A 25,941-nucleotide genomic window follows, 5' to 3' on the forward strand; every position below is an offset into this window, starting at 1 on the left:
CATGGACGCCGCGTCGTCGCGTGAGGGCCGCATCGATTCGCTGCCGGAGCACGTGCGGGAGAAGCTGCGGCAGCGGCTCGCGGGACGCGCCGGCTCCGCCCGCCGCACGGGCATCGAACCTGTCGACCGTTCGGAAGACCGCCCGCTGCCGCTTTCCTTCGCGCAGCAACGGCTCTGGTTCCAGGGGGAGTACGAGCCCGACTCCACCGAGAACCACTCCGGCCTCGCCCTGCGGCTGACCGGCTCCCTCGACACGGCCGCGCTGCGCGGAGCCGTGGACTGCCTGGTCACCCGGCACGAGGCGCTGCGGACGGTGTTCGGCGCGGAGGACGGCGTCGCACGGCAGATCGTCCTCCCGGCCCGGGAAGCCGTCTCCCGCACCCCCTTCCGCCACATCGACCTGACCGCCGACGCCGGGCCGGCCGACGGCTTCGCGACCACCGATGCCGGGACGCTCGGCGTCGAGGCCGCCGACGTGGCGGCCCTCGGCGTGGAGGCCGTCTGCGACCGGCTGTTCACCGCCGCCATGGACGAGCCCTACGACCTGCGCACCGGCCCCCTGCTGCGGGTCCTGCTGGTCCGCACGGGCGCCGACGAGCACCGGCTGCTCCTGGCGATGCACCACATCGTGACCGACGGCGCCTCCATGGAGATCGTGGTCCGCGAACTGCGCGTCTGCTACGCGGCCGCCCTGCGCGGCGAGTCCGCCGCGCTCCCGCCCCTCCCGGTCCAGTACGCCGACTACGCCGCCTGGCAGCGCGCCCGCCACGCCGACAAGTCCTTCGACCGGCACCTCGGGTACTGGCGCGACCGTCTCGCCGGCCTCGAACCGCTCGCGCTGCCCACCGACCGCCCTCGTCCGGCGGTCCGCCGCGGCATCGGCGCCGTTCACACCTTCACGCTGCCCGCCGACGTCGCCGCAGCCCTCCACGACCTCTCCCGCACCCGCTCCACCAGCCTCTTCGTCACGCTCACCGGCCTCGTGCAACTGCTGCTCGCCCGGTACAGCGGACAGGACGACATCGCGGTCGGCACGGCCGTCCCGGGACGCGAACGCGCCGAAGTCGAAAACCTCGTCGGGTTCTTCATCAACATCCTCGTCCTGCGCTCCGGAATCGACCGCGACGCCTCCTTCGCCACCTACCTCGACGGCGTCCGGGAAACCGTCCTGGAGGCGTTCGACCACCAGGACGTCCCCTTCGAGCGGCTCGTGGAGATCCTCGCACCGGAGCGCGACACCTCCCGCACCCCGCTCATTCAGTCCATGGTCGTCCTCCAGAACACCCCGGCGGAGTCCATGGAGTTCGAAGGACTCCGCGTCACCCGCGGAAACCTGGCCCGCCGCCAGGCCCCCTACGACATCAGCTGGGAATTCGAGGAATTCGAGGAGTTCCAGAACACCGACGCGCCCGAGGAGGGCCGGACCGGACGCCCCGGCCTGCACTGCGCCGTCGAGTACGACGCCGACCTCTTCGAACCGGCCACCGTCGAACGGCTCGGCCGCCACTTCGTCGCCCTCGTCCGCGCCGTCGCCGCCGCACCCGACGCCCCCCTCGCCGCGCACGACCTCCTCGACGCGGACGAACGCGCCGCCGTCACCGCCCTCGGAGCCGGCGACACCCGCCCCGAGGCCGCCCACGGCATCATCCCCGCGCACTTCGCCGAGCAGGTCGCCCGGACCCCCGACGCCCCCGCGCTCACCAGCGACGGTCACACGCTCGCCTACCGCGAACTCGACGAGCGTGCCAACCGGCTGGCCCACCACCTGATCGCCGTCGGGGTACGTCCCGAGGAGCCCGTCGCCGTCTGCTTCACACGCCGCGCCGACCTCGTCGTCGCCGCCCTCGCCGTCCTCAAGGCAGGCGGCGCCTACCTGCCCGTCGACCCGGCACTGCCCGTCGGCCGCGTCTCCTGGATGCTCGGCGAGAGCCGCGTACGGACCACCGTCACCGAACAGTCCCTCACCGCCCTCGTCACCGACGCGGCCACTGCCGCGGACCGCCCCGTCACCACGGTCGTCGTCGACGAACCGGCCACGACCGACCACGTCGCGACCCTTCCCGCCACGGCCCCCGAAGCCGTCGCCGCGCTGCGCGCCGACAACGTCGCGTACGTCATCTACACCTCCGGCTCCACCGGCCGCCCCAAGGGCGTCCAGGGCCTGCACGCCGGACTCCTCAGCCGCTGGGCCTGGTTCGCCGAGGCCCACCCCCGATGGCGGGCCTCCGTCGTCTGCGCCAAGAGCTCCATCGGCTTCCTCGACAGCGCCACCGAGATCCTGGGCACCCTGCTCCACGGCGGACACGTCGTCCTCGCCACCGACGAACAGGCCAAGGACCCCCTGGCCCTCGCCGCCCTCGTCGCCGAGCACTCCGTCGAACGCCTCACCCTCGTCCCCAGCCTGCTCTCCGTCCTCCTCGACGAGACCGATCCGGCAGCCCTCGCCACCTGCCGCTGCTGGATCAGCAGCGGCGAGCCCCTCAGCCGCGCCCTCGTCGCCCGCTTCGCCGAGCGACTGCCGCACGCCACCCTGCTCAACCTGTACGGTTCCTCCGAGATCAGCGCCGACAGCGTCGCCGCGACCGTCGCCGCCGAAGGCTCCACCGACCCGGCGGGTGTCCGCATCGGCACCCCGCTGTGGAACAACGGCGCCCATGTCCTCGACGAGCGGCTGCGCCCCGTCCCGCAGGGCGTCGCGGGCGAGCTGTACATCTCGGGAGCCGGCCTCGCCCGCGGCTACGACGGCCGTCCCGCCCTCACCGCCGAACGCTTCGTCCCCGACCCGTCCGGCGACGGCGGGCGGCTCTTCCGCACCGGCGACCTCGCCCGCTGGAGCGCCGACGGCACCCTCGAACACCTCGGCCGCGCCGACGACCAGGTGAAGGTCCGCGGCTTCCGCATCGAACCCGGCGAGATCACCGCCGCCCTGCGCAGCCACCCCGATGTCGCCGACGCCGCCGTGGTCGTCCGCGACGACCACAACGGCGTCGCGCGTCTCGCCGGGTACCTCGTCCCCGTACCCGGCCGGCCCGCCCCCGACCCCGCCGCCCTGCGCGACCTCGTCCGCCGCGGACTGCCCGACTACATGGTCCCGTCCGCCTTCGTCACCCTCGCAGCGCTGCCCACCACCTCCAGCGGAAAGCTCGACCGCCGCGCCCTGCCCACCCCGGAATGGGCCGAGACCGCCGCATACGTCGCCCCCCGCACCGCCACGGAGGAAGCCCTCGCCGCCCTGTGGAGCGAGGTCCTCGGCGTCGAACGCGTCGGCGTCGACGACGACTTCTTCGCCCTCGGCGGCCACTCCCTGCTCGCCACCCGCGTCGTCAGCCGGGTCCGCGAACGCCTCGGCGTCCCCCTCGCCGTACGCGACCTGTTCGACACCCCGCGCCTCGCCGACCTCGCCGCCACCGTCGAGGTCGCCACGAGCGCGGCCGGTACCGACGACGCGGCCCCCGCCCGCCCCGAGCCGCGCATCGTCCCCGTCCCCAGGACCGGCCCGCTGCCGCTCTCGTACGCGCAGGAACGCCTCTGGTTCCTGGAGGACTTCGCCCCCGGATCCGTCGAATACAACGTCTCCGGCACCCTCCGCCTCACCGGCGACCTCGACCCGGCCGCCCTGCGCACCGCCGTGGACGGCCTCGTCGCCCGCCACGAATCGCTGCGCACCACCTTCGGATCGGCCGACGGACACGGCGTCCAGCACATCCACCCCGCCGAGGACGTCGCCGTCCCGCTCCGCACCGTGCGCGTCGACACCCCCGAGGAACTCGACGCCGTGCTCGCCGCCGAGGCCGCCACCGCGTTCGACCTGCGGACCGGCCCACTGCTGCGGGTGCTGCTGGCGCGGCTCTCCGAGCGGGAGCACGTCCTCGTCCTCTCGATGCACCACATCGTCACCGACGGCTGGTCCATGGGCGTCATCACCCGCGAACTCAGCGCCCTCTACACCGCCGCCGTCCACGGCACGAGTCCCGAACTTCCCGAACTCCCCGTCCAGTACCCCGACTTCGCCGTCAGCCAGCGCGAGCAGCTGGCCGGGGACGCCCTGGACGACCAGCTCCGCCACTGGCACGAGCGGCTCGACGGCCTGGAGCCCCTGGAGCTGCCCACCGACCGGCCCCGCCCGGCCGTGCGCACCTCCGCCGGCGCCCTGCACACCTTCGACGTTCCCGCCGACCTCGCCGCCCGGCTCGCCCGCGCCGGCCAGGACCGCGGCGCGAGCCTGTTCATGGCCCTCACCGCCGTCACCCAGCTGCTGCTCGCCCGTCACAGCGGGCAGACGGACATCGCCCTCGGCACCGGAGTCTCCGGCCGACAGTCGCCCCAGGTCGAAGACCTCGTCGGCTTCTTCGTCAACACCCTCGTCCTGCGCAACCGCATCGACGAAGGCGAGACCTTCACCCAACTCCTCGACCGCACCCGCGACGTGGTCCTCGACGCCTTCGCGCACCAGGACGTGCCGTTCAGCCGGCTCATCGAGGAACTGGCCCCCGAGCGCGACACCTCCCGCACCCCGCTCGTCCAGGCCATGATCGTCCTGCAGAACACCCCGCGCTCCTCCTTCGACCTGCCCGGCCTGCACGCCGAAGCCGTTGAATCGGTGCGCAACTCCGCGCAGTTCGACCTCACCTTCTCCTTCGCCGAGCAGGACGGCCGCCTGCTGGCGGGCGCCGAGTACAGCACCGACCTGTTCGACGCCGCCACGGTCGAGCGCCTCTGCCGCCAGTGGCTCGACCTGGCCCGCCTCGTCTGCGGCGCCCCGGACCGCGCCCTGGCGACCGTGAACCACCTCGCCGACGACGAACTGCGCCGCATCGCCGACGTCTGGGGCGTCTCGACCGTCGGCTCCGGAACGACCCCGCTCACGCTCCCCGAGCTGCTCACCGCGCGTGCCGCCGAGGGCCCGACCGCCGTCGCCGTCGAATACGGCGACACCACCCTCACCTACGCCGAGCTCGACGCCGCCTCCGCCCGTGTCGCGAGGCTGCTGACCGCACGCGGCGTACGCGCCGAGGCGCGCGTCGCCGTCGCCGTGCCCCGCTCCGCCGACTGGCTCGTCAGCCTGCTCGGCGTCATGCGCGCAGGTGGCGTGTACGTACCCGTGGACCTTTCGTGGCCGGCCCAGCGCCTGGAATTCGTCCTCCAGGACTGCGACGCCCGCCTGGTGCTGTGCGCCGCCGAGGACGCGGAAGCGGGAGCCGGTGCGCAGGCCGCGGCCGGTGCCGTGGCGAGTGAGGACGGGCGGACGGTCCGGGACGTCCTCCGGCAGAGCGGCGCGCCGGTCGTCCACCTGGACGGGACGACGGCGCCGGGGGCGTCGGAGCCGGGCCGGGAAGTCATCGGCGACGGTGCCGGTGCGGCCATCGACGACCCGCGGGTCCGCGTCGACGCGGCGGCGTACATGATCTACACCTCGGGCTCCACCGGCCGCCCCAAGGGCGTCGTCGTCACCCACCGCGGCATCGCCGGCTTCGCCGCCGCCGTGGTGGACCGGCTGCGGGTCGGGCGCGACGCACGGGTCGTCCAGCTCGCGTCCGCGGGCTTCGACGCCTCCGTCATGGAACTGCTCATGGCCCTCGGCGGCGGCGCCGCCCTCGTCGTCCCGGACGTCCCGGGACCCGTCGTGGGCGACGCGCTGTTCGGGGTCTTCCGCGACCGGCGGATCAGCCACACCCTGATCCCGCCGACCGTCCTCGGCACCATGCCCTCCGGCGATCTCCCGGACCTCAGGGTCGTCGCCACCGGCGGCGAGGCGTGCGGTCCGGAGCTGGTCGCCCGCTGGGCGCCCGGCCGGACCATGGTGAACGCGTACGGCCCGACCGAGGTGACCATCGCCGCCTCGATGAGCGGCGCCCTCGCACCGGGCGCGGGCGCCCCGCCGATCGGCGAACCCGTCGCCGACGCGCACGTCGCCGTCCTCGACCCCTGGCTCCGCCCCGTGGGAGTGGGCGTCGCCGGTGAACTGTACGTGTCGGGCCCGGGCCTCGCCCGCGGCTACCACGGCAGGGCCGGGCTGACCGCCGAGCGTTTCGTCGCCGATCCGTCCGGCACCGGCGGCCGGCTCTACCGCACCGGTGACGTGGCCCGCTGGCGGGCCGACGGACACCTGGAGTACGTGGGCCGCGCCGACGACCAGGTCAAGCTGCGTGGCCTGCGCATCGAACCGGGCGAGATCGAAGCCGTCGTGGCCCGCCATCCGCAGATCGGCCAGGCGGCCGTCATGGTCCGCGAGGACCGTCCGGGAACCCAGCGGATCGTGGCGTACGTGACCACCGACGCGGGTACGGAGCCGGTCCGCACGGACGCGCTGCGCGCGCACGCCGCCGCCGAACTCCCCGCGTACATGGTGCCGTCCGTGTTCGTCCTGCTCGACTCCCTCCCGGTGAACTCCAGCGGCAAGGTCGACCGCCGCGCCCTGCCCGCCCCGGAGGCCGAGAGCGACGGCGGACACGTCGCCCCGCGCACCGACACCGAGCGCGCGCTGTGCGCGATCTGGGCCGACGTGCTCCGGGTCGAACGGGTCGGCGTGGAGGACAACTTCTTCGCCCTCGGCGGCGACTCCATCCTCAGCATCCAGGTCGTCACCCGCGCCCGCCAGGCCGGACTCGACCTGACCTCCCGCGACATCTTCGCCCGCCAGACCGTGGCAGCCCTCGCCGCCGTCGCGGGCACGCCGGGAGCGGGCGACGCCGACGGCGGGACCGCCGAACAGGGCCCCGTCTCCGGCGAGGTCGGCACCACCCCGGTGCGCGAGTGGTTCTTCGAGACCCACACCGTCGCCCCCGGCCACTTCAACATGGCCATGGACCTCGAACTCCCCGCCGCGACGGACCCGGCGGCGCTCCGCGAGGCCGTAGGGGCGGTGCTGTCCCAGCACGACGCGCTCCGCTCGACGTTCACCCGGCCGGCCGACGGCTCCTCCCGCTGGACCGGCACGATCACGCAGGCCGCCGAAGCGGACCGGTACGTCACCGAGCACGACCTGACCGCCGCGCCCGACCAGGACATCGCCTGGTCCCACCTGGTCGCCGAGACTCAGTCGAGCCTGGACCTGGAGCACGGTCCCCTCGTCCGCTTCCTCGTGGGCCGACGCGGCGCGGAGCGGCACACCCGGCTCCTGATCGTGGCCCACCACCTGGTGGTGGACGGCGTGACCTGGCGCATACTCCTCGACGACCTGCGCTCGGCGTACGAGCAGGCCGCCGCGGGCCGCACACCGGACCTGGGCCCGAAGACCACCTCCGTGCGCCAGTGGGCCGACACCCTCGCCGCGCACACCCGCGACGGCGGCTTCGACGACCAGCGCCCCTACTGGACCTCCGTTCTCGACGGTACGGCCCCCGACCTGCCGCGCGACTTCCCCCCGGCGACCGGCGACGCGCGCGACGCACGCGCCGCCGTCGAGAACACGGTCGGTTCACTCCGCTCCGTGTCGGGCTCGCTGTCGGTGGAGGAGACGGAAGCGCTGGTTCAGCGGGTGCCGGCCGTGTATCGGACGCAGGCGAACGATGTGTTGTTGACGGCGTTGGCGCGGGTGTTGCGTGGGTGGACGGGTCGTGACCGGGTTCCGGTGCTGTTGGAGGGGCATGGTCGCGAGGAGCTGTTCGCGGGTGTGGATCTGACGCGGACGGTGGGGTGGTTCACATCGGTGTATCCGGTGGCCCTGGGGCTGCCGGGTCAGGACGTGGACGGTGTCGACGCGTGGGGTCGTGATCTGAAGTCGGTGAAGGAGCAGTTGCGTGCTGTTCCGGACCGGGGTGTGGGTTACGGGGCGCTGCGCCACCTCGGCGGTGGCCTGGAGGGCCGGGCCCTGGACGACCCGCAGATCACCTTCAACTACCTCGGCCGCCTGGACATGGCGAACACCGACGGTGCCGCCGAGGCGGGGGAGGCCGGCTGGTACCGCTCCGCCGCCCTCAACCCCGGCGGCGAGCACAGCCCCGACGAGCGCCGAACGAGCCTGATCGACGTCACCGCCGGTCTGGCGGACGGCCGACTGGTCTTCTCCTGGGCCTATTCGCCCGATGTGCATCGTGAGGAGACGGTGCGGGGACTGGCGGAGGCGTTCACCGCGGAGTTGGTGGCGTGCGTGACGCATTGTGAGGGCGAGGGTGCGGGCGGGTGCACTCCGTCGGACTTTCCGTTGGTGAGGTTGAGCCAGGCGGAGGTGGATCGGGTCGTCGGCGACGGTCGCGGGGCGGAGGACATCTATCCGCTGACGCCGTTGCAGGCAGGGATGCTTTTCCACGCGTTGGCGGAGCCCGACTCGCCGGCGTATCTGGAGCAGTTCGTGTTCCGGGTCGACGGTGTGACGGACCTCGAGCGGTTCGCGCGGGCGTGGCAGACGGTCGCGGGGCGTTCGGACGCGCTGCGGGTGTCGCTGGCGTGGGAGGGCCTGCCGGAGCCGGTGCAGGTCGTCCACCGCGACGTGACGGTTCCGGTCACCCTCCTCGACTGGACGGATGCCGACGACGCCGGGCAGGAGACCCGGCTGAGCGAGTTCCTGGACACCGACCGGGCCCAGGGGATCGATCTCGCTTCCGGACCCTTGATGCGGGTGGCGTTGGCGCGGGTGTCGGGTGACGCGGTGCGGGTCGTGTGGACGTTCCATCACGTGCTCCTGGACGGGTGGAGCACGGCGGCGTTGGTCCCGGACGTGCTGGCTGCCCATGCGGACGAGGCCGGCGCCGCGGCGAGGGTGTCGCGGGGTTCGTTCGGCGAGTACGTGCGCTGGCTGGCAGATCAGGACGTGGTGGCGGGTCGGGCGTTCTGGCGTGATCGGCTGGCGGGTGTGACGGAGCCGGCGGCGCTGCCGTACGACCGTCTGCCCGGTGAGGTGGAGCGGGGCCGGTCCAGCGGTCGGGTGCCGGTGGTGCTGGATGCGGCGGTGGCGGGTGGTGTCGGCGGGTTCGCGCGGCGGCATCGTCTGACGGTGAACGCGGTGGTGCAGGGGGCGTGGGCGCTGCTGCTGTCGCAGTGCGCGGGTGTGTCCGCGTCGTCGGCGGATGTGGTGTTCGGGACGACGGTCTCGGGGCGTCCGGCGGATCTGCCGGGCGTGGAGGACATCCTCGGCCTCTTCATCAACACGGTGCCCGTGCGGGTGCGGGTGGATCCGTCGGCGTCGGTGGTGTCGTGGCTGGAGGGTGTCCAGTCGGACCTGGTGGAGTCGCGACAGTACGAGTACGTGGCGTTGTCGGACATCGAGACGGATCTGCCGGCGGGCGTGTCGCTGTTCGACAGCTTGGTGGTGTTCGAGAACTACCCGGTGGACGCTGCCGCCGCCGAGGGGCATGGCCTGTCGGTCAGCGGCGTCCGGGCGGTCGAGTCGACGAACTACGCGCTGACGCTGATCGCCGCGGCTGTGGGCGAACGGCTCGACATGACCCTCGCCTACGACGCCGCACTCCTCGGGACGAAGACGGCCGAGCTGATGGCGGAGCGGCTTGCGCACGTCATCACGACGCTCTTGGAGAACGCCGGGACAGACCTCGGCCGCCTGGAACTGCTCACCTCGAAGGAGCGCACGCAGGTCCTGGACCGGTGGTCCGACGGCGGTGGCTCGGCCGCCGCCGATGCCTCGGTCGTGGCCGCCTTCGCCGAGCGGGTGGCTTCGCGTCCGGGTGCGGTGGCGGTGCGGTGCGGTGATATCGCGCTGACGTATGCGGAGCTGGACGAGGCGTCGGATCGGCTGGCCGGTGTGCTGGTCGAGCGGGGTGTGGTCGCCGAGGCGCGGATCGGGCTGCTGTTGGAGCGGTCGGTGGACGTGGTGGTGGCGATGCTGGCCGTGCTGAAGGCCGGCTGTGCGTACGTACCGCTGCACGCCTCGTACCCGGATGACCGGCTCCGTCAGGTGCTCGCCCAGTCGGGCAGCTGCGTGGTGGTGACGGATCGGGACGTTGCCGAGGTCGGCGGTGTGCCCGCGGTTCCCGTGGGTGCGGCGCCGGTTGGCTCGGTCGTGGTTTCGGCGCGGGTCTCGTCGCAGTCTCTGGCGTACGTGATGTTCACGTCGGGGTCGACGGGTGTGCCGAAGGGCGTGGCGGTCACCCATGGCGACATCGTGGCGCTGACGGCGGACAGCCGATGGGGTTCGGGTGCGCATGGGACGGTGCTGTTCCATTCGCCGCATTCGTTCGATGCGGCGACGTACGAGGTGTGGGTGCCGTTGCTGAACGGTGGCACGGTCGTGGTGGCCGAGACGGAACTGAGCGCGCCGGCCGTCCGCGACGCCGTGGCGTCGGGCGTGACGGGGCTGTGGGTGACCGCGGCCCTGTTCGGCGTGCTCGTGGAGGAGGACCCTGTGTGCTTCGCGGGTCTTCGGGAGCTTTGGACGGGCGGCGACGCGGTTCCCGCTGCGGCTGCCCAAAGCCTGCTGGAGTCCTGCCCCGGGCTGGTGCTCGTCAACGGCTACGGTCCGACGGAATCCACGACCTTCGCGGTGTCCGGCCCTCTGGCGCCGGAGGACGTCTCCGGTGGTTCGGTGCCGTTGGGCCAGGCCATGAACAACACCCGGGCCTACGTGCTCGATGCTTTCCTGCGGCCGGTCGGCGTCGGTATCGCCGGTGAGTTGTATCTGGGTGGTTCCGGTCTTGCCCGGGGCTATGACGGGCGTGCGGATCTGACGTCGGAGCGGTTCGTGGCGGATCCGTTCGGTGACGGTGGCCGGCTGTATCGCACGGGTGACGTGGTGCGCTGGCGTGAGGACGGCCGCCTGGACTTCCTCGGCCGTGGCGACGGTCAGGTCAAGATCCGTGGCTTCCGGATCGAGGTCGCCGAGATCGAAACCGTACTCGCGCGCCATTCTTCAGTGGGTGTGGTGTCGGTCCAGGTCCGGGAGGACCGGCCGGGCGTGAAGCGCCTGGTCGCCTACCTCGTCCCGGCTGTCGGGGGAGACATGGACATCGTGGCGGTGCGCGAGCACGCCGCGGCTGCCCTGCCGGAGTACATGGTGCCGTCTGCCTTCGTCGTTCTGGACGAGTTGCCGCTGACGGTCAACGGCAAGGTGGACCGGAAGGTCCTGCCCGCACCCGAGTACGAAACGGCGGAGGAGCACGTCGCGCCGCGCACCGATGCCGAGCGCGCTCTGGCCGCCATTTGGGCGGATGTCCTCGGGGTCGAACAGGTCGGCGTCCACGACGACTTCTTCGCCCTGGGCGGCGACTCCATCTCCAGCCTGAAGGTCGTCTCCCGGCTTCGCGGCGCCCTGGGCACGGGCCTGTCCCCGCGCGCGCTCTTCGACCACCCCACCGTCGCGGCTCTCGCCGGGCAGATCGCCCTGGACGAGCCGGCCGACGAGGCCGACGTGCTCCCAGCGCCGCGCACCGGCCCGCTTCCGCTGTCCTTTGCCCAGGAACGCCTCTGGTTCCTGCACGACTTCGACCGGGAGGGCGTCGAGTACAACATCACCGGTGCCCTGCGCCTGACGGGTGACCTGGACGTCGCGGCGCTGCGTGCGGCCGTGACCGGGCTCGTCGCCCGGCACGAGGCCCTGCGTACGACCTTCGACTCCGTCGACGGCCGGGGCGTCCAGACCGTCCACGCACCCGGAGACATCGACGTTCCGGTGCGGACCGTGGCGCTCAGCGCTCCGGAAGACCTGGACGCGGCGCTCGCGGCCGAGGCGGCGATACCCTTCGACCTCCGCACGGGCCCGCTGGTCCGGGTGCTGCTGGTCCGTCTTTCCGAGCGTGAGCACGTGCTGGTGCTCGCGATGCACCACATCGTGACCGACGGCTGGTCCATGGGCGTGATCACGCGCGAGCTGAGCGCGCTGTACGCCGCAGCTGTGCGTGGCGAGGATGCGGCTCTGCCGGAGTCGCGCATTCAGTACCCGGACTTCGCGGTCTGGCAGCGCGAGCATCTGGCAGGAGACGCGCTCGACGGTCAACTCGACCACTGGCGTGGGAAGCTGGCCGGTCTGGAGCCGTTGGAGCTGCCGACGGACCGGCCGCGTCCGGCCGTGCGCACCTCGGCCGGCGCCCTGCACACGTTCGAGGTTCCGGTGAGTCTTGTCGACCGGCTCAGGGCGGCGGGCCAGGAGCGTGGGGCCAGCCTGTTCATGGGGCTGACGGCGGTGACGCAGTTGCTGCTGTCGCGCTACAGCGGCCAGCGGGACATCGCGGTCGGCACAGCCGTTTCGGGTCGTGAGCGCACGGAGCTGGAGGACCTCGTCGGGTTCTTTGTCAACACCCTTGTCCTGCGTACCCGGATCGACGACGCGCGGACTTTCGGCGAGTACCTGGACGATGTGCGGTCCACGGTGCTGGACGCGTTCGCGCATCAGGACGTGCCGTTCAGCCGGCTCATCGAGGAACTGGCGCCCGAACGCGACACCTCGCGCACCCCGCTCGTCCAGGCCTTCGTGTCCCTGCAGAACACCCCGCCCGGCGAATTCCGCCTCCCTGGTCTTCAGGCCACGGAGCACGCGGTGCCCCGTGCGGCGGCTCAGTTCGAGCTGGGCCTGCACTTCCAGGAGACCGACGGCGGCGGCCTTGCCGCAGTCGTCGAGTTCAGCACCGATCTGTTCGACCGGACCACGGTCGAGCGGCTGTGCCGCCACTGGCTGACGCTTGCCGAACAGCTTCTCACGGCCCCCCGGCTCAGGCTCTCGCGCGCCGGGATGCTGGAGGCGGACGAGCTGGAGCAGGCGCTGCTCGGCTGGGCGGGTCCTGGTGTGGGTGTGGGTGGTCGTTCGGTGGTGGAGTTGGTCGCGGGGCGTGTGGGGGCTGTTCCTGGGGCGGTTGCGGTGGTGTGTGGTGGGGAGTCGTTGACGTACGAGGTGTTGTGGCGTCGGGTGGAGGCTCTGGCTGGGCATTTGGTGGCGTTGGGTGTGGGTGTGGAGTCGCGGGTGGGTGTGTCGTTGCCGCGGTCGGTGGATCTGGTGGTGGCGGTGTTGGCGGTGTTGCGGGCGGGTGGTGCGTATGTGCCGTTGGATCCGCAGTATCCGTCGGACCGGTTGGAGTTCATGCGTGCGGACAGTGGTGTGCGTGTGGTGGTCGACGGGGCGATGCTTGCTGGTCCGATGAGGCCGGGTGTGTTGCCGGTGGTGGGTTCGGTGTCGATGGTGTCGGCTGCGTATGTGATTTATACGTCGGGTTCGACGGGTCGTCCGAAGGGTGTGGTGGTTCCGCATGGGTCGATGGCGGGTCTGGTGGAGTGGGCGGTTTCGTTGGGGGTGGGTCGGTTCTCGCGTGTGCTGTTTTCGACGTCGTTGAATTTTGATGTGTCGGTGTTCGAGCTGTTCGGGACGTTGGCTGCGGGTGGGACGTTGGAGGTGGTGCCGGATGTTCTTGCTCTGACTGAGCGGGGGTCGTGGTCGGGTTCGTTGGTGTCGGCGGTGCCGTCGGCGTTTGCGGCGGTGCTGGAGCAGGATGCCCGGGTGGATGCGGGTCTGGTGGTTTTGGCGGGTGAGGCGTTTCCGTCGAGTCTGCGGGAGCGGATTGGTCAGGTGATGCCGGGTGCGGCGGTTGCGAATTTGTACGGTCCGACCGAGGCGACCGTCTATGCGACCGGCTGGTTCTCGGAGCGGGACGGGGAGAGCACTGGATCCATGGTGCCGATCGGCAGGGGCGTGGCGGGCAAGGGCACGTATGTGCTCGATGCCTGTCTGCGTCCTGTCCCGGTGGGTGTGTGGGGTGAGTTGTATCTCGCGGGTGGTCTGGCGCGTGGTTATCACGAGCGTCCGGGTTTGACGGCGGAGCGGTTTGTCGCTGATCCGTTCCGTGATGGTGGTCGGCTGTATCGCACGGGTGACGTGGTGCGTTGGCATGTGGATGGTTCGCTTGAGTATGCGGGTCGTGGCGATGACCAGGTGAAGGTGCGTGGTTTCCGGATCGAGCTGGGTGAGATCGAGAGCGTTCTGGTCGCGCATGAGCGTGTGAGCCAGGCGGTGGTTGTTGCTCGTGAGGACCGGCCGGGGGTGAAGCGTCTGGCCGCGTATGTGGTGGCCGACGGTTCGGGGCTGGACGTCGCGGCTGTGCGTGAGCACGTGGCTGTGGTTCTGCCGGAGTACATGGTGCCGTCGGTGTTCGTGGTCCTGGACGAGTTGCCGTTGAACGCGAACGGCAAGCTGGACCGCAAGGCCCTGCCCGTCCCGGAGTTCACCGGGGACGAGGCCGGATACGTCGCTCCGCGCACCGGGACGGAACAGGTCCTGGCATCCGTCTGGGCCGAGGTTCTCGGGCTGGAGCAAGTCGGTGTCCACGACAACTTCTTCGACCTCGGTGGCGATTCGATCATCAGCCTCCAGGTCGTCTCAAGAGCCCGTCGGGCAGGACTCGTGCTCTCTTCCCGGGACGTCTTCCAGCACCCCACCATCTCCTCTCTGGCCGCGGTCATCCCGGCTGTGGAGTCGGACGCTGCGGCGGCGGCCTCGACCGCCGAGCAGGGTGAGCTCACCGGCGAGGTGCCGACGCTGCCCGCCCGGGAGTGGTTCTTCGAGACCCACCCGGTGGCCCCGGAGCACTTCAACATGTCCTTGGCCCTCGCGCTGGACCCGGAGACCGACGAGTCGGCCCTGCTGACGGCGCTCGGGGCAGTCCTGTCCCAGCACGATGCGCTCCGTACCACCTTCTCCGGTCGCACCTCGGCCCGGTACGAGGACCGCTCGTCCGTCACCGCGCAAGGGATCTTCGCGTCCCACGACCTGCCCGAGGACGACGCCGAAGCAGAAGCACGTTGGCAGCGGCTGGCCACTGCCGCCCAGGCGGACCTGGACCTCGATGGAGGTCCGCTCGTCCGCGTCCTTCTCGGCCGGAGGGGCGCGGGGCGTGCCCCGTGGTTCTTCATCGCGGCGCACCACCTGGTCATCGACGGCGTGTCCCTCCGCATCCTGCTGGAGGACCTGAGCACGGCGTACGAACAGGCCGCCGCAGGGCGCACGCCCGACCTCGGCCCGAAGACCACTTCCGTGCGTCAGTGGGCCCAGGAACTGGCGGCTCACACGGCCCGCGGCGGCTTCGACGCCCAGCGTGCCCACTGGACCTCCGCCACGGCACAGGCCGACCACCGGCTGCCGCTCGACAACCCCGAAGGAACCAACACCGTCGCCTCAGCCCGCACGGTCTCCGTCGCTCTGTCGATGGAGGAGACGGAAGCGCTGGTTCAGCGGGTGCCGGCCGTGTATCGGACGCAGGCGAACGATGTGTTGTTGACGGCGTTGGCGCGGGTGTTGCGTGGGTGGACGGGTCGTGACCGGGTTCCGGTGCTGTTGGAGGGGCATGGTCGCGAGGAGCTGTTCGCGGGTGTGGATCTGACGCGGACGGTGGGGTGGTTCACGTCGGTGTATCCGGTGGCCCTGGGGCTGCCGGGTGAGGACGTGGACGGTGTCGACGCGTGGGGTCGTGATCTGAAGTCGGTGAAGGAGCAGTTGCGTGCTGTTCCGGACCGGGGTGTGGGTTACGGGGCGCTGCGCTACCTCGGCGGTGGCCTGGAAGGCTTGGCCGAGGACGACCCACAGATCAGCTTCAACTACCACGGCCACTTCGACATCGGTGACGAAGCCGGCGACGGCCTCTTCCGAGACGCTTTGCCGCTGCCAGGCGGTGACCATGCACCGCACGAGAACCGCACCCATCTGATCGATGTGGTCGGAGCCATCCAGGACGGCCGTCTCGCGTTCTCGTGGATCTACTCGGGCGATATGCATCGCGAGGAGACGGTACGGGGGTTGGCGGAGGCGTTCGCGGCGGAGTTGGTCGCGTGTGTGGCGCATTGTGAGGGTGTGGGGGCAGGTGGTTGTACTCCGTCGGACTTCCCGTTGGTGGGGTTGTCGCAGATGGAGGTGGATCGTGTGGTGGGTGACGGTCGGGGTGTGGAGGATGTGTATCCGTTGACGCCGTTGCAGGCGGGGATGCTGTTCCACGCGTTGGCGGATCCGGGTTCGTCGGCCTATGTGGAGCAGTTCGTGTTCCGGCTTGATGGTGTGTCGGATGTGGAGCGGTTGGCGTCTGCGTGGCAGACGGTGGTGGCGCGTTCGGACGCGTTGCGTGTGTCGTTGGTCTGGGAGGGGTTGTCGGAGCCGGTGCAGGTGGTGCATCGGGACGTGACGGTGCCGGTCACCGTGCTCGACTGGAGCGATTTGACGGAGGAGAGGCAGGCCGAGGCCCTGGCCGAGCTGTTGGACCAGGACCGCGGACATGGGATCGACCTCACCTCCGGTCCGTTGTTGCGGGTGGTGCTGGCTCGGTTGTCGGGTGATGCGGTGCGGGTGGTGTGGACGTTCCACCATGTGTTGTTGGATGGATGGAGTACAGCGGCCTTGGTGCCGGACGTGCTTGCCGAGTACGCCGGTGACGGGTCTGGGCGGGCTGCGCGATCGCGGGGTTCGTTCGGTGAGTACGTGCGTTGGCTGGTGGGTCAGGATGCGGATGCCGGGCGGGCGTTCTGGCGCGGCCGGTTGGCGGGTGTGACGGATCCGGCGGCATTGCCGTATGACCGTCTGCCGGGTGAGGTGGAGCGAGGTCGTTCGAGTAGCCGGGTTCCGGTGGTGCTGGGCGCTGGGGTTGCGGGCCGGGTCGGTGGGTTCGCGCGGCGGCATCGTCTGACGGTGAACGCGGTGGTGCAGGGGGCGTGGGCGTTGTTGCTGTCGCAGTCCGCGGGGGCGTCGTCCGGGTCGGGTTCGGGTGACGTGGTGTTCGGGACGACGGTGTCGGGGCGCCCGGCGGATCTGCCGGGGGTGGAGGACATTCTGGGTCTGTTCATCAATACGGTTCCGGTGCGGGTGAGGGTGGATCCGTCGGCGCGGGTGGCGTCGTGGCTGGGAGGTGTGCAGTCGGACCTGGTGGAGGCGCGGCAGTACGAGTACGTGGCGCTGTCGGACATCGAGACGGATCTGCCCGCGGGTGCTTCCCTGTTCGACAGTCTGGTGGTGTTCGAGAACTACCCGGTCGACACGGGCGCGGCGGAGCGGCATGGTGTGTCGGTCACTGGTGTTCAGGCTGTCGAGTCGACGAACTACGCACTGACCCTCATCGCCGGACTGGCCGGCGAACGTCTGGACATGACGCTCGCCTATGACCCCGCCCTCCTCGACCGGGCCACGGTCGACACCCTGGCCGAACGCCTCGCCCAGGTTCTCACCGTGCTCGTGGACAGTGCTGAGACCAGGCTCGGAGCGCTGGACTTCTTGGCCCCCGAGGAACGCGCCCTCGTCGTCGACGAGTGGGCCGATGGAGGGGGCGCCGCGCTCGATGACGCCTCGGTCGTGGCGGCGTTTGCCCGTCGGGTCGCTGCGGCGCCGGGTGCGGTGGCTGTGCGGTGTGGTGCCGCGACGCTGTCCTATGCGGAGTTGGAGTCCGAGTCCGACCGTCTTGCCGCTGTCCTGGTCGAGGGGGGTGTGTCGTCCGAGTCCAGGGTCGGGCTGCTGTTGGAGCGGTCGGTCGATGTGGTCGTGGCGATGCTGGCCGTGCTGAAGGCGGGTGGTGTGTACGTACCGTTGCATGCCTCGTATCCGGAGGAGCGGGTGCGGCAGGTGCTGGCGCAGGCTGGTGCCGGGCTGGTGCTCACGGACCGGGGCGTGGGTGAGGTCGGGGGTGTGCCGGCTCTCGCGGTGGATGCGGTGCCGGTCGGTGGGGGCGTGGTCGCGCCGGTCGTGAGTGCTGCTTCTTTGGCGTATGTGATGTTCACGTCGGGTTCGACGGGTGTGCCGAAGGGTGTGGCGGTCACCCATGGCGACATAGTTGCGTTGGCGGCGGACAGCCGTTGGGGTTCGGGTGCGCATGGGACGGTGTTGTTCCATTCGCCGCATTCGTTCGATGCGGCGACGTATGAGGTGTGGGTGCCGTTGCTGAACGGCGGCACGGTCGTGGTGGCCGAGGCGGAACTGAGCGCGCCGGCCGTCCGCGACGCCGTGGCGTCGGGCGTGACGGGGCTGTGGGTGACCGCGGCTCTGTTCGGTGTGCTGGTGGAGGAGGACCCTGTGTGCTTCGCGGGTCTTCGGGAGCTCTGGACGGGCGGCGACGCGGTTCCCGCTGCGGCTGCCCAAAGCCTGCTGGAGTCCTGCCCCGGGCTGGTGCTCGTCAACGGCTACGGTCCGACGGAATCCACGACCTTCGCGGTGTCCGGCCCCCTGGCGCCGGAGGACGTCTCCGGAGGTTCGGTGCCGTTGGGCCAGGTCATGAACAACACCCGGGCCTACGTGCTCGATGCTTTCCTGCGGCCGGTCGGCGTCGGTATCGCCGGTGAGTTGTATCTGGGTGGTTCCGGTCTTGCCCGGGGCTATGACGGGCGTGCGGATCTGACGTCGGAGCGGTTCGTGGCGGATCCGTTCGGTGACGGTGGCCGGCTGTATCGCACGGGTGACGTGGTGCGCTGGCGTGAGGACGGCCGCCTGGACTTCCTCGGCCGTGGCGACGGTCAGGTCAAGATCCGTGGCTTCCGGATCGAGGTCGCCGAGATCGAAACCGTACTCGCGCGTCATGCCTCGGTGGGTGTGGTGTCGGTCCAGGTCCGGGAGGACCGGCCGGGTGTGAAGCGCCTGGTCGCCTACCTCGTCCCGGCTGCCGGTCAGGTCCTGGACGTGACCGGGATCCGTGAGCATGCGGCGGGTTTGTTGCCGGAGTACATGGTGCCGTCGGCGTTCGTCGTCCTGGATGAGCTGCCGCTGACTGTCAACGGGAAGGTGGACCGCAGGGCGCTTCCCGCACCCGAGGCGGAGGAGGGGGAGGAGTATGTCGCCCCGCGCACCGATACGGAGAGGACCCTTGCGGGTATCTGGGGTGATGTGCTCGGCGTCGGACGGGTCGGTGTGCACGACGACTTCTTCGCGCTGGGTGGCGACTCGATCTCCAGCCTGAAGGTCGTCTCGCGGCTGCGCGGCGCCCTGGGCACGGGGTTGTCGCCGCGTGCGCTGTTCGACCACCCGACCGTCGCCGCCCTGGCCGCGCAGGTAGTTGGGGACGAGCCGGAGGAGCCGGGGATCCTCCCCGCGCCCCGGACCGGACCACTCCCGCTCTCGTTCGCCCAGGAACGCCTCTGGTTCCTGGAGAACTTCACCCCCGGCGGTACCGAGTACAACATCTCCGCCGCTCTGCGTCTGACGGGTGTGTTGAACGTCGTGGCGCTGCGGTCGGCCGTGGCCGGGCTCGTCGCCCGGCACGAGGCCCTGCGCACGACCTTCGACTCCGTCGACGGCCGGGGCATCCAGACCGTCCACGCACCCGAAGACATCGAGGTGGCAGTCCGCATAGCGGAAGCTGCGGGTGAGGACGGGCTCGGGGCCATGCTGGCCGAGGAGGCGGCGCTGCCGTTCGACTTGCGCAACGGTCCGCTCACGCGAGTCCTGCTGGTCCGCCTCTCCGAGCGTGAGCACGTCTTGGCGCTGTCGATGCACCACATCGTGACCGACGGTTGGTCCATGGGCGTGGTCACCCGTGAGCTGAGCGCGCTGTACGCCGCCGCCGTGCATGGTGAAGACGGCGCGCTGCCCGAACTGCCGGTTCAGTACCCGGACTTCGCGGTCTGGCAGCGCGAGCATCTGGCGGGCGAGGCGCTGGACGGTCAGCTCGACCACTGGCGTGACAAGTTGTCGGGTCTGGAACCGTTGGAGCTGCCGACGGACCGGCCGCGTCCGGCCGTGCGCACCTCGGCCGGCGCCCTGCACGCCTTCGAGGTCTCGTCGGAACTGGCGGACCGGCTCACGAGGCTGAGCCAGGAGCGTGGGGCCAGCCTCTTCATGGCCCTGACCGCGGTGACGCAGTTGCTGCTTTCGCGGTACAGCGGACAGCGGGACATCGCAGTGGGCACCGTGGTCTCCGGACGGGAGCGCGCCGAGATCGAGGATCTGGTCGGGTTCTTCGTCAACACCCTCGTGCTGCGTTCGCGGATCGACGAGTCCATGGGCTTCGGAGCTCTGCTGTCGGAGGTGCGGGAGACGACGCTGGACGCGTTCGCGCATCAGGACGTGCCGTTCAGCCGGCTCATCGAGGAGCTGGCTCCCGAGCGTGACACCTCCCGCACCCCGCTCGTCCAGGCGCTCGTAGCGCTCCAGAACACCCCGATGGGCGCCTTCGAGCTGCCCGGCCTGCGTGTCGAGGACGAGGCGATGCCGCGCGAGGCAGCCCAGTTCGAGCTGAGCCTGCACTTTCAGCAGACCGACGGCGGCGGACTGGCAGCCGTGGCCGAGTTCAATACGGACCTGTTCGACGCCTCGACCGTCGATCGGATGTGCTGCCATTGGATCGCTCTCGCCGAGCGTGTGACCGCGCAGCCGGACGCGCCGCTCGATCGGTTCGGGATGCTGGAGACCGCTGAAGCCGGTGTCCTGCTCGCACAGTGGGCGGGTCCTGGTGTGGGTGTGGGTGGTCGTTCGGTGGTGGAGTTGGTCGCGGGGCGTGTGGGGGCTGTTCCTGGGGCGGTTGCGGTGGTGTGTGGTGGGGAGTCGTTGACGTATGAGGTGTTGTGGCGTCGGGTGGAGGCTCTGGCTGGGCATTTGGTGGCGTTGGGTGTGGGTGTGGAGTCGCGGGTGGGTGTGTCGTTGCCGCGGTCGGTGGATTTGGTGGTGGCGGTGTTGGCGGTGTTGCGGGCGGGTGGTGCGTATGTGCCGTTGGATCCGCAGTATCCGTCGGACCGGTTGGAGTTCATGCGTGCGGACAGTGGTGTGCGTGTGGTGGTCGACGGGGCGATGCTTGCTGGTCCGATGAGGCCGGGTGTGTTGCCGGTGGTGGGTTCGGTGTCGTTGGGGTCGGCTGCGTATGTGATTTATACGTCGGGTTCGACGGGTCGTCCGAAGGGTGTGGTGGTTCCGCATGGGTCGATGGCGGGTCTGGTGGAGTGGGCGGTGTCGTTGGGGGTGGGTCGGTTCTCGCGTGTGCTGTTTTCGACGTCGTTGAATTTTGATGTGTCGGTGTTCGAGTTGTTCGGGACGTTGGCTGCGGGTGGGACGTTGGAGGTGGTGCGGGACGTTCTTGCTCTGACTGAGCGGGGGTCGTGGTCGGGTTCGTTGGTGTCGGCGGTGCCGTCGGCGTTTGCGGCGGTGCTGGAGCAGGATGCCTGGGTGGATGCTGGTCTGGTGGTTTTGGCGGGTGAGGCGTTTCCGTCGAGTCTGCGGGAGCGGATTGGTCAGGTGATGCCGGGTGCGGTGGTCGCGAATTTGTACGGTCCGACCGAGGCGACCGTCTACGCGACCGGCTGGTTCTCGGAGCGGGACGGGGAGAGCACTGGATCCATGGTGCCGATCGGCAGGGGCGTGGCGGGCAAGGGCACGTATGTGCTCGATGCCTGTCTGCGTCCTGTCCCGGTGGGTGTGTGGGGTGAGTTGTATCTCGCGGGTGGTCTGGCGCGTGGTTATCACGAGCGTCCGGATTTGACGGCGGAGCGGTTTGTCGCTGATCCGTTCCGTGATGGTGGTCGGCTGTATCGCACGGGTGACGTGGTGCGTTGGCATGTGGATGGTTCGCTTGAGTATGCGGGTCGTGGCGATGACCAGGTGAAGGTGCGTGGTTTCCGGATCGAGTTGGGTGAGATCGAGAGCGTTCTGGTCGCGCATGAGCGTGTGAGCCAGGCGGTGGTTGTTGCTCGTGAGGACCGGCCGGGGGTGAAGCGTCTGGCCGCGTATGTGGTGGCCGACGGTTCGGGGCTGGACGTCGCGGCTGTGCGTGAGCACGTGGCTGTGGTTCTGCCGGAGTACATGGTGCCGTCGGTGTTCGTGGTTCTGGACGAGTTGCCGTTGAACGCGAACGGCAAGCTGGACCGCAAGGCCCTGCCCGTCCCGGAGTTCACCGGGGACGAGGACGCCTACGTCGCTCCGCGCACCGGAACGGAGGACATACTGGCCGGGGTGTGGGCTGAGGTGCTCGGGCTCGAGCGCGTCGGTGTCCACGACAACTTCTTCGACCTCGGTGGCGACTCGATCATCAGTCTCCAGGTCGTCTCAAGGGCTCGTCGGGCCGGTCTGTCACTCTCGTCCCGGGACGTCTTCCAACACCCCACCATCTCCACCCTCGCCGCTCGTATCGACGAGGCCGGACCGCACGGGGCACTCGACCCCGGCGAGGGCGCGGGCCAACAGAAACCGGTCAGTGGAACGGTGGCGTCGACCCCCGTCCGGGAGTGGTTCTTCGAGACCCACCCGGTGGCTCCCGGCCACTTCAACATGTCCCTGGCGTTCGAGCTGCCGCACGACGTCGACCTGACAGCGCTCCGTGCCGCAGTCGGGGCGCTGGTCACTCAGCACGACGCCCTGCGCTCCACGTTCGTCCAGGACGCGGAAGGCGTCTGGACCGGCCGGATCACACCCGACGCCGACCTCGACGCCGTCTTCACCGTCCACACACTCCCCGCCGACGGAGCCGACGCGGCCTGGCACGCACTGGTCGTCGACGCACAGGCCGGGCTCGACCTCGCCGTCGGCCCCCTGATCCGTACGGTCGTCGGCACGGCCACCGACGGGGACGCACCGGCCCGCCTGCTGATCACCGCGCACCATCTGGTGATCGACGGCGTCTCCTGGCGCATCCTGCTCGGCGACCTGGCCACCGCGTACGAGCACGCGATCGCCGGCCGCACCCCCGATCTCGGGCCGCGGACCTCGTCCGTGCGCGACTGGGCGGACCGGCTCGGCGCGTACGTCCGCGAGGGAGGCTTCGACGACCAGGCGGCGTACTGGAGCTCGGTGGCCGAGGCCGCCGAGATCGGCCTGCCGCGCGACATGCCGCTGGGCGGCAACAAGGTCGCCGACCAGGCGGCGGTCATGGCGTACCTCGACACGGATGACACGCACGCGCTGCTGCACCAGGTCCCCGGCCGGTTCCGGACCCAGATCAACGACGTGCTCCTCGCCGCCCTCGCCCGCACCTTGCGGGGCTGGACCGGGCGGGACAAGGTCGCCGTGAACCTGGAAGGGCATGGTCGCGAGGAACTGTTCGACGACATCGACCTGACGCGTACCGTCGGTTGGTTCACGGCGATGTACCCCGTGGCGCTCGAACTCCCCGCAGGGGACGACTGGCCGGGGACCATGCGCTCGGTCAAGCGCCAGCTGCGAGCCGTCCCGGACCGGGGCGTCGGCTACGGCGCGCTCCGCCACCTCGCGGACACGCCCGGTCTCGTCCCTGCCGTCGATCCGCTGATCAGCTTCAACTACCTGGGGCAGTTCGACACGGCCACCGGCGGCGCGGGTCTCCTCGATCGGTCCGTCGCGGTCGACGGACAGGAACACGGACCCCAGCAGGAGCGGAACCATCTGATCGACGTGGTCGCCGCCGTGGACGACGGCAGGTTCGTCGTCACCTGGTACTACTCGGCAGCCGTGCACCATCAGGAGACGGTCGCGGCCCTGGCCGAGGAGTTCGTCGCGGCTCTGCGGAGTGTGGCCCGAGGCTGACGTCCCGGGACCCCGCACCGCCTCGGCTCGCTCCGGTCGGGCCGCCCCGGCCGGAGGTCGCCGCCCCGCCCTGTCCCCCGGCGCGGCGCCGACCTCCGTCCGGCCCCCCACCCCCATCCCCTCAGCCCTTCCGCCCCGCCCTTTTCTTGGTGTCACAAGGAGACGCGAGATGAGCACGCAACCGTCCCGGGAGAACCGGATCAGCGCCCTGCCCGCCCACATGCAGGAGTTGCTCAGGGCACGCATGGCCGGTGCCGTGGTGGCGGTCGACCCCGACGCGATATCTCCCGTCGAGCGCGGGGAGGGGGCGGAGCTTCCAGCATCGTTCGCGCAGCAACGCCTATGGTTCCTGGAGGAGTTCAGGCCCGGCGGCACGGAGTACAACTCCGGTCTCGCCCTGCGTGTACGAGGCGACCTCGATGTCGGCGCGCTTCAGCGGGCCGTGGACACGCTCGTCGCCCGCCACGAGTCGCTGCGCACCACCTTCGATTCCGTCGACGGCCGGGTCGTCCAGGTGGTGCATTCCACGCTCGCCATACCGATCGAGTACATCGAAGACGCCGGACAGGACGTAAGGATCGGGCAGACCGGGGAATCCGGACCGGGTGGGCAGCCCGATGCCGCGGGAGCCGTTGTCGACGATCTCCTGCGCGAGCGCCTGCTGACCCCGTTCGACCTGCGCGAAGGCCCGCTCGTACGCGTCAGCCTCGTACGAATCGGCGCCGACGAACACGCCCTGCTTCTCGCGATGCACCACATCGTCACCGACGGCCGGTCGCTGGACATCCTCACCGACGAACTCGGCCGGTGCTACGCGGCCGTCGTGCGTGGTGAGACACCCGGACTGCCCTCTCTGCCGATCCAGTACGCCGACTTCGCCGTCTGGCAGCGGGACAGGGGCGACGGTTCGGATGCGCAGGAGGAGAAGGGGCTCGCGTACTGGCGTCAGCGGCTGGCCGGTCTCGAACCCCTGGAGCTGCCCACCGACCGGCCCCGCCCCGCCGTGCGAAGCTCGGCCGGCGCGGTTCACACGTTCCGCGTCGCGCCGGAGCTGGCAGGGCGCCTCGCCGCCACGGGGCGGGAACGGGGCGCGAGCCTCTTTGTGACACTGACGGCGGTGACGCAACTGCTCCTGTCACGCTACAGCGGCCAGGGCGACATCGCGCTCGGCACCGCCACCTCGGGCCGGGACCGCACCGAGCTGGAGAATCTCGTCGGGTTCTTCGTCAACACCCTCGTGCTGCGTTCGCGGATCGATCCGACCGCCACATTCGGCGACTTCCTCACGGACGTGAAGAACACGGTGCTGGAGGCGTTCGACCATCAGCACGTGCCCTTCGACCGAGTGGTCGAGGCCGTGGCTCCCGAGCGGGACCCCAGCCGCATGCCCCTGGTCCAGGCCGTGGTGGTGTTGCAGAGCGCCACCGAGTCGGCTCCCGACCTTCCCGGTCTGAGCCTGGAGCCGATGGGGGTGACCAGGGACGCGCTGCCCTTCGACTTCATGCTCGAATTCGAGGAAAAGGGCGAGGAGTTGATCGGAGCAATCGAATACAGCACGGATTTGTTCGATGCGGTGACGGTGGAGCGGATGGCGGGGCATTGGGTGGGTCTCGCGGAGGGGTTGGTGGCTGCTTCGGGTGTGGCGTTGGCGGAGGTGCCGATGCTGGGTGCGGGGGAGCGGGACCGGGTTCTGGTGGCCGGTCGGGGTGCGGTGGTGGAGTTCGACGGTCGTGTGTCGGTGGTCGAGGCGTTTGCCCGTCGGGTTGCTGCGGCGCCGGGTGCGGTGGCGGTGCGGTGTGGTGATGTCGTGCTGACGTATGCGGAGTTGGATGCGGCTTCGGATCGGTTGGCGCGGGTGCTGGTGGAGGGGGGTGTGTCGTCCGAGTCCAGGGTCGGGTTGCTGTTGGAGCGGTCGGTCGATGTGGTCGTGGCGATGCTGGCCGTGCTGAAGGCGGGTGGTGTGTATGTGCCGTTGCATGCTTCGTATCCGGAGGAGCGGGTGCGGCAGGTGCTGGTGCAGGCTGGTGCCGGGCTGGTGCTTACGGACCGGGGCGTGGGTGAGGTCGGGGGTGTGCCGGCTCTGGCGGTGGGTGCGGTGCCGACGGGTGTGGGTGACCTGCCTGCGGTGATTCGGTCGGGGTCTTTGGCGTATGTGATGTTCACGTCGGGGTCGACGGGTGTGCCGAAGGGTGTGGCGGTCACGCATGGGGACATTGTTGCGTTGGCGGCGGACGGTCGTTGGGGTTCGGGTGCGCATGGGGCGGTGTTGTTCCATTCGCCGCATTCGTTCGATGCGGCGACGTATGAGGTGTGGGTGCCGTTGCTGAACGGTGGGACCGTGGTCGTGGCGGAGGTGGAGTTGGGTGCGGCGGTGGTGCGTGAGGCGGTTGCGGCTGGGGTGGGGTCGGTGTTCTTGACGAAGGCGCTGTTCGATGTTCTGGCGGGGGAGGATTCGGGGTGTTTCGCGGGTTTGCGTGAGGTGTGGACCGGCGGTGAGGGGGCGTCGGGTGTGGCGATGGCGCGGATGCTGGAGCACTGTCCGGACACGGAGCTGGTCCATGTCTATGGTCCGACGGAGTCGACCACGTTCGCGGTGTGCGGGCCGGTCGTGGCCGGGGATACGG

Annotated in this window: 2 protein-coding genes; both read left to right on the top strand. The window is 70.4% G+C overall.

Features of this window, described 5'->3' with window-relative positions:
- The first annotated feature begins 1 nt into the window (after position 1).
- Positions 2-23,317 carry a non-ribosomal peptide synthetase gene (locus AMK22_RS35000; RefSeq protein ID WP_073791573.1) on the top strand — a complete coding sequence of 7,772 codons (23,316 nt, stop codon included), beginning with the start codon at positions 2-4 and terminating at the stop codon, positions 23,315-23,317.
- Between the two features lie 169 nt (positions 23,318-23,486).
- A partial coding sequence (locus AMK22_RS41930; protein WP_143203645.1) for a condensation domain-containing protein occupies positions 23,487-25,941 on the top strand: 2,455 nt, incomplete at its 3' end.

The organism is Streptomyces sp. CB01580, from assembly GCF_001905795.1.
Classification (GTDB): Bacteria; Actinomycetota; Actinomycetes; order Streptomycetales; family Streptomycetaceae; genus Streptomyces.

Coding starts and splice junctions, on each gene's coding strand:
- AMK22_RS35000 (WP_073791573.1), top strand. CDS start 2: ATGGACGCCGCGTCGTCGCGTGAGGGCCGCATCGATTCGCTGCCGGAG.